Genomic DNA, 7,811 nt, shown 5'->3' with positions numbered 1-7,811 from the left:
CGTCACGGTGCTCAGCGTCGCGGTGCGAGCGTGACGCCGAGAGTCCCCGTCACGGTGGCCGGTACCCAGGCGTTGTCGTAGCGGCCGGGGACCAGCCGCCAGCCCGGCCCGGGACCCAACGCGACCAGCACCCCGTCTGCGCGTCGCTCCAGGGGAATGCGCTCCTCCCAGCGCCAGGCCCCGGTGAGGTCCGGCGTCGTCCCCGCGGCCAGGCCGACGGTCAGCTGCGCCGGCAGCACAGCGCCCGCGAAACTGAACTCCTGCACCGAGGTCGGCGGCACCGAGGCCTGCATGGCCAAGCCGCCCACCGGCGATGCCACCGTGACGAGCGCGCGGGCTCCGTCCACGGTCGCGACGACGCTCGCCGCGGTGCCCGCGGCTCCCGTGACGGGCAGCGGGCTGGTCACCGTCTGCTCGCCGATGCGCAGGTAGAACGATGCGTAGCGCATGTTCGCCGGGACCGACGCAGACACCCGAACCTCGATCTTCTTTCCCTCGACCGGGCGGAGTTCGACGAAGGAGCCCCGGAAACTCCACGGCTTCTCCGCCTCGATCACCTCGTCGGGGCGGAGCTGGTACAGCCGGCGGCCCGGCATCCTCTCGGCGAGCTGCCCGTCGGCCGCGCCGAGGTCGGCCGCGTACAGCACCTGGTCCGACAGGTCCGGGCTGTTGCGTAGGAACTGGTATGGAACCTGTGTGTAGCGGCTCGGCGTCGGTGGGGTGACGATGACGACCGCCGGCCCATCAAAATTGTCCGGGATGAGATCGAGTACGTACCCGTCGACCGCGTTGACATAGCGTTGTACGTTGACCTTCGCGGGCACCCCGACGGCGGTCACAGCCACCAGCGCCAGCCCGCAGACGCCCGCCACCGGGATTGCGACCGGCCGCGGGAGCCGCCCGGGCACCGCCCGCCACAGCAGGCACGCGCCGCTGCCGGCGAGGATGACGACAGGCGACAGCGCCACCATGTGGTAATGCGGACCGAGGCCGTTGCGAAGGCTCGGAACCGCCATGGCACTACCCCACCAGAAGAAGTAGGCGGCGAAGACCCCCAGCGCGGTGATGGCGAGCAGCAGATGCCCGGCGCGCCGCCCCCCCGCCGCAAGGCCCGCGAGGAGCCCGACCCCGGCGAGGACGACCAGCGCCGTCCCACCGAACAGCCAGCCCGGGGCGGCGGCAAGAGTCTCCCGCAGCGCGTCGAGCGCGACATGCCCGGTAAAGGCGAATGTCGGTTCGGACGGCAGCATCCGCCGCTCACCGAAACCGAAGCGGTCCAACGGATCGGAGGCGGCAAGCGGCAACGTCCGCATCGAGCCGGTCACGTGCCGGCAGAAGACGGCCACCGCCACGACGAACGGTAGCCCCCCGAGCCCGACCCACACGAGGTCCCGCAGCATCGCCGCGACCGGCCGCGGGCGTTGCCCGGCAGTCGCGAACCGGGCCGTCGCGAACCGGGCCGTCGCGAACCGGGCCGTCACGAACCGGGCCGTCACGAACAGGACCCCTACGACGGCCACCAGCACCGCGTCGAACGGGCGGGCCATGGCGGCGAGGCCGAACGCCGCACCGGCGGCCACCAACGACCGGCGGGCACCGATGCGGGTGCCACGCAGCAGCGCGGCCATCGCGGCGGTCAGCGCGGCGGCGGTGAACGCATAGGCCATCGGCAGAGCCGTATGCAGGAGGACCAGCGGCGACAACGCGAGAAAGGCCGCGGATGTGAGTGCCGTCGCCACATCATCGAACAGTTCGCGGGCCAGCCGGTAGGTTGCAACCACCCAGGCTGCGGCCACCAGCGCGGGAGCGAGGACCATCGTCCCGAACAGCAACTGGGACACGGCCAGCATCGCCGGCCACCCGGGCAGGTACTTGGTGAAGACCCGTCCGTTGTGGACGCCGGTCAGCCAGGGGCGGAAGAACGGGTCCACCAAATTCTGATCAAGGGTCAGCCGCCCATGCAGCAGCATCCGGGCCTGGAGCACGTAGGCGGCCTCATCCGCGTCACCCGAACCATGGCGGAACAGCGTCTCCTGCAGCACCACGCTCGCGGTGAACGACAACGTGCCGAGGGCGAACACGGCCAGACGCGGCCCGGATACGGACACCGCAAGCCGGGACGCCCGGCCCCGCGACGACGATGCGGGGCCGGGCGTCCCGGAAACCGCACCGGGGAGCTCCTGATAATCGAGCCGCTGCTGATCGCCCCGCTCAGCCAGCACCGTATCGGTCGATACCTGACGCATCGGGTGGACCGTAGCAGGAGTCCTACCGCGCGCTTTTCACCGCATCCGCCCGTTACCGTCCGGAATTGCTACACAAGCGCCGCGTAGCCGGATAACGCTCCGAACTACCCGGCGCCTGCGCCCGCAGCGTGGTGATCGGCGACGCGTTCTACTTGGGCTGGCGGCGAAGTTCCTTGGGCAGATGGAACGAGATCGTCTCGGTGCCGACCGAACGGACCGCTACCGCTGTCGGGCCGAGGCCGGACAGTGCCCTGGTCAGCTCGTCGACAAGGGTCGGAGGCGCGGACGCCCCCGCGGAGATGCCGATGGTGTCGGCACCGACCAACCACCGCATGTCCACCTCACCGACATCACCGACGAGGTAGGCCGGCACACCCTCGCGTTCGGTCACATCGACCAGCCGGCGTGAGTTGGCGCTGTTCTGCGAGCCGACGACCAGGACCAGGTCGGCCTCGATGGCGACCCGCCGGATGGCGTTCTGCCGGTTCGAGGTCGCGTAGCAGATGTCCGCCGATCCGGGCCCGACCACGGCCGGGAAGCGGTCCCGCAGTGCGTCGACGACTTCCTCGGCCTCGTCCACCGCGAGCGTGGTCTGCATGAGGTAGGTCACCCGCTCGGGATCGTCGACCTCAAGCCTGGCAACGTCCGCGGGCGACTCCACCAGCTTGATCTTTCCGGGCGCCTCCCCGAGTGTCCCGTCAACCTCCTCATGCCCGGAATGCCCGATAAGCAGGACGGTGTCCCCGCGCGCGGTGAACCGGCGAGCCTCCGCGTGGACCTTCTCCACCAGTGGACACGTCGCGTCGATCACTGACAGCCCACGGTCGTCGGCCTGCTCCCAGACGGCGGGGGCGACCCCGTGCGCGGAGAAGACCACGGTTGCCCCGGCCGGTACCTCGTCGAGCTCCTCGACGAAGATGGCGCCACGACCGGCAAGATCAGCAACGACGTGGCTGTTGTGGACGATCTGCTTGCGGACGTAGACCGGCGACCCGTACATCTCCAGTGCCCGCTCGACAACCTCGATCGCCCGTTCGACCCCGGCGCAGAACGCCCTGGGCTCGGCAAGCAGCACCTGGCGTGATCCGACAGCCGCCGACCAGCGCTCCAGCACCGGTCCGAGGGTCATCATCGTCCGCAGTCCCGCGATCCCCCGGCGGGCCAGGTCAAAACGCCCCAGCGGCTGCTCGTCGGTGTCCACGATGACGCGGACGATCGCCAGCGGCACCCCGCTCGCGCCCGGCGCGATCTGTGCGGACTCCATGTCCACGGCGATCGCCCCGGTCGCCGCCAGCTCCGCGCGCGCGGTGCCGATCGCCAGCCGCGACACGGATACGACCGGGCCGACGTGGACGGTCAGGCCCGCCCGGCGCAGTTCACCGGCCAGCAGGGGCGCGGACGGACAGTGCGCGCTGACCGAACCGTCGGAGGTGCGGACCTCATCAGCCACCACGACGTGCCCGGGCTTCACCCCCGGACCGAGGCCGCCGCCGAGACCGACCAGGGCCACGGCGTCCGCCCGGGCCTCGCGGATGATGCGGGTGGACCGGCTGGCCTGCTCGGGTCCCATTCCGGTCCGGATGAGAATCGTGCCCCCGGGCAGGCCCGAGCGGGCCGCGGCCCATGCCTCCAACCGCAGCGGCGCGGCCACGACCAGCCTGGGCCGACGCCGGACCATGGCGCGCAGGCCCGGCGCGGTGTCCCGGCCCAGATCAACCCCGGCCGGGGCGCCGTCAGCCGTCGACGGGCGGACCGCTGGGGTCCTGATGGTTGACGTGACCGCCGTCGGAGCAGCAGTCGGAGCAACAGCGGTCATGGCGTCTGCCGGCGGTACCTCCGGTACCGGCAAAACCGGCAGAGCCGGCGGTACCGGCAAAACCGGCAGAGCCGGCGGCGTCCGGGATGCCGGGACCGCCGATGGCTTGGACCCTTCGGCGGGACCCGCCGTCCGTGATGTGTCCGGTGCCGAGAAAGTCATGATGCGGACCCGCCGCTCAGGTATCGGCCGAGCGCGGTCAGCGGGAAACTCAGCCGATACAGGTGGTAGTTGATCGAAAAATCCCCGGGGAAACCGGTGCCCGTGTGGTGCGGCTCGTCCCAGGTTCCGTCCGGCCGCTGGGTGTCGACCAGCCACTGCACCCCCCGTTCGACCGCCGGGGACGCCGGATCGGCGGCGAGGAGCGCGAGCAGCGCCCACGCCGTCTGGGACGCGGTGGGCTCACCGCGTCCGATCCAGGCGTCATCGGTGTAGGAACGAAAGTCCTCGCCCCAGGCACCGTCAGGTCTTTGATGCTCGACCAGCCACTGGACGGCCCGGATGATCGCCGGATGGTCGGCGGACACCCCCGCGTCGATCAGAGCTGGGACGACCGCGCCGGTGCCGTAGATGTGGTTGACACCCCAGCGGCCGAACCACGACCCACCCGGTTCCTGGTCGGCCAGCAACCAGCCCACCGCCCGTTCGGTGATGGGGTTGCGCGCCTGACCCACTTCGGCGAGCATTTCTACTATATGAGCCGTCACATCCGCGGACGGCGGGTCGATCACCTCGCCGAAGTCACAGAAAGGCAGCTTCGTGGGAAGGGTCCTGGTGTTGTCGGCGTCGAAGGCCCCCCATGCACCGTTGGCCGAGCGCATCCCGATGGCCCAGTCCACGCCGCGGCGTTCGGCCGCCCGGAGCCGGGCCGCGAGCCCGGGGTCCACCGCGTCGATTCCGCCTGTCTGACTCCCGTCGACGCCACCGTGGGGTTTCAACAGACGACGGATGGCCAGCACGACCTCGGCGGTGTCGTCGACGTCGGGATACCCGTCGTTGTCGAACTCGAACGCCCAGCCGCCAGGGGCCAGTGCTGGACGTTTGACCGCCCAGTCACCGGTGAGCGTGACCTCCTCGTCCGCCAGCCACCGGGCCGCGCGCACCATGGCGGGGTGGTCGGCGGCAAGGCCCGCGTCACGCAGGGCGACGACAGCGAGCGCGGTGTCCCAGACCGGGGACTGACAGCACTCCAACCGGCGGACCATCCCCGCGGGGGTCCGCTCCCGGATCGTGTAGCGCTCCAGGCCACGTAGCCCGGTCGCGATCACCGGATGGTTCATGGGGTAGCCGAGCAGCGTCAGCGCCATGATCGAGAAAACCCACGGAGGCTGGATGCCGCCCCAGCAACCGTCGGCCTCCTGTCGAGCGATGATCCATTCGGCGGCCCGGCGCATCGCGTGCCGGCGGATCATCTTCAGCGGACGGCGCTCGTACCGGTGCAGCACCGCGTCCAGGCGCTGGAACGCGCCCGTCCACGAGCGCAGCGGTGCCGGCGGCTGGGCCGGGAACTCGACCTTGAGCTCATCGATCCCGAATCCGAGCGAGCGCTTCGGCCGAAACGTCCCGATGATCGTCAGCGGAACGATCGACTGCCGGGCCCAGCAGCCGAAGTCGTACACGTTGAGCGGGAACCACGACGGCAGCAGCACGAGCTCGGGCGGCATCACCGGCAGGTCGTCCCAGGACCACTCGCCGAACATCGCCAGCCAGATCCGGGTGAACACCCGGGTGGCGGCGGGACCGCCGTTCTCCCGGACGTAAGCCGCGGCAGCCCGCATGTGCGGGGCGTCCGGGCTGTCCCCGGCGAGCCGCAACGCGACGTACCCCTCAAGAGTCGTGCTGAGATCCGGCGGGCCACCGTAGTAGGTCGCCCAGGTGCCGTTCTCGGTCTGCCTCGAACGGATCCAGCGGGCGGCCTCCTCGAGCACATCCGGAGTGAGGATGCCCATGAAGAGGCGGAACAGAAGGTCTGCCGCCTCGATCGTGATATTGGTCTCGAGTTCGCCCTTCCACCAGCCCTGGTCGGACTGCAGCGACAGCAGGTGGTCTCGGGCCCGGACGGCGGCTGCCGTCACCGTGTCGGAGGAGACTTGGGATTGCCGGTAGTCGGTGGTCGAGCTCATCAGCGGCTCCCGTCCACATGTCGGTCCCGGTGCGGTATGAACTCCCGGTCCAGTACGAACAGCAGTGTCACAGCACACTCACCGATCCCGTTCGGTAACAAAACGGGCAAGGGCGAGCAGTTCGGCTTCAACCAGCGACGGCAGGGCCAATGACGCCAGCAGCTCGGCGCACGCTTCGAGCTGGCGGTCGGCCTCAGCCGTGGTCCACTCCCGCCCACCAGCGCGTTCGACCAACTCGGCGGCGCGATGCAGGTCGCCTTCGGAAAGTTCCCCGGTGGAGGCGAGGAAGGCGCGCAGCTCGTCGGCTTCGGAGCCACCGGCCTCCAGCGCCACCACGACCGGGACCGACTTCTTGCGCGAGCGCAGGTCCGACAGGACCGGCTTGCCGGTCACCGCAGGGTCACCCCAGATACCGAGCAGGTCATCCACCAGTTGGAAGGCGGTTCCCAGCCGTGACCCGAACTCGGCGAGGCCGTCGACGAGTCGGGCCGGGCCGTCCGCCAGCACCGCACCGATCGCGGCCGAGCAGGACAGCAGGGCGCCGGTCTTGCCGTCCTCCATCATCAGCGTGTCCGCGACGGTGATGTCGTTGCGGGTTTCGAAGTGCAGGTCCTCGGCCTGACCCCGGACGAGGTCCTGGACGCCCGCCCCGAGCATCACCGCGGCGCGGCGACCGGCATCCCGGTCGACCTCGAGCAGCACCTGGGTGGCCAGCCCCAACAGGGCGTCGCCGGCGAGGATCGCGCCGTCCGCGCCGAACACCGTCCAGGCCGTGGGTCGGTGCCGGCGCTCGGTGTCGCCGTCCATGAGATCGTCGTGCAGCAGCGAGAAGTCGTGGACGAGCTCGACGGCGACCGCGCCGGGGAGCCCGACCTCGACAGCGGCGCCGGCCGCCTCGGCCGAGAGCAGTGCCAGTGCCGGACGCAGCAGCTTTCCGCCGCTACCCGCGAGCGGGTTACCTTCCGCGTCGATCCAGCCGCGGTGGTAGGCAACCACGCGACGCAGCCGAGGATGCAGCCGGTCGACAGTGGCGCGAAGCGCCGGCACTGCCAGAGTCCGGCCCCGCTCGATCGCATCGGGAACCACAGTGGTCATGCCGGAAATCTCCCTGTCGGTGACGCCGCCGAAGGCGTGGTCGTGGTTGAAGTTGAGGTTGAGGTTGAGGTTGATCGCTCGGATGGTGTCGGAAGCGGTGTAAGTGGCGGGGTGGCGGTCAGTGCCGGCTGGGCGCCTGGAGTGCCCGCCGTCCCGGGGGTCGATGATCCCGACGGGTTAGAAGACGACGGTCCCTCGTCCGGGACGTTGGTCTCAGGCATCCGGGATGATTGTGACGTTTTGCACGAATTACCCGATGACGATCCGCATCCCCCCGCACGCGTTGGAGCACCGCCAGGCGCGTCGACCACAGGGAGCAACCTGCGGGCAGGGCCGGGCGAAGGCGGACCGGACCGCCAGCCCCCCAGCGCCACCTTCGCGGCGGCCAGGCCGCTGCGGACGGCGCCCTCCATGGTCGCGGGCCAGCCTGTGTCGGTCCACGCGCCGGCCAACGCGAGTCCCGGCAACGCCGTGGCCGGGCCAGGGCGCAGCGCGTGGGTGCCAGGCGCCTGGCGGAACGTTGCCGTGCGC

4 protein-coding genes and 1 pseudogene are annotated in these 7,811 nt (G+C 70.5%); all 5 read right to left on the bottom strand.

Translation table 11 applies throughout. The annotated features are described in order from the left end of the window. Nucleotides 1–11: 11 nt before the first annotated feature. Complete coding sequence (locus U9980_RS05735) at nucleotides 12–2,246, bottom strand: glycosyltransferase family 39 protein (protein WP_322766987.1); 2,235 nt, start codon at nucleotides 2,244–2,246, stop codon at nucleotides 12–14. A 148-nt stretch (nucleotides 2,247–2,394) separates the two neighbouring features. Beyond that, entirely contained in the window at nucleotides 2,395–4,062 is a 1,668-nt protein-coding gene (gene ispH, locus U9980_RS05730) for a 4-hydroxy-3-methylbut-2-enyl diphosphate reductase (RefSeq protein WP_416210163.1), read from the bottom strand. A 158-nt stretch (nucleotides 4,063–4,220) separates the two neighbouring features. Beyond that, nucleotides 4,221–6,185, bottom strand: coding sequence for a squalene--hopene cyclase (gene shc / locus U9980_RS05725; RefSeq protein WP_322766986.1), 1,965 nt, complete (start codon nucleotides 6,183–6,185; stop codon nucleotides 4,221–4,223). Between the two features lie 78 nt (nucleotides 6,186–6,263). Then, nucleotides 6,264–7,280, bottom strand: a complete 1,017-nt coding sequence (locus U9980_RS05720; protein WP_322754800.1) for a polyprenyl synthetase family protein — start codon at nucleotides 7,278–7,280, stop codon at nucleotides 6,264–6,266. 364 nt (nucleotides 7,281–7,644) lie between these two features. Further along, nucleotides 7,645–7,811, bottom strand: a pseudogene (locus U9980_RS28425) (FAD-dependent oxidoreductase); the annotation flags it as partial.

This window comes from Protofrankia sp. Cr1 (genome assembly GCF_963555865.1).
Classification (GTDB): domain Bacteria; phylum Actinomycetota; class Actinomycetes; order Frankiales; family Frankiaceae; genus Protofrankia.
Note: the sequence above shows the minus strand (reverse complement) of the source record. Positions and strands in the feature narration are given on the sequence as shown.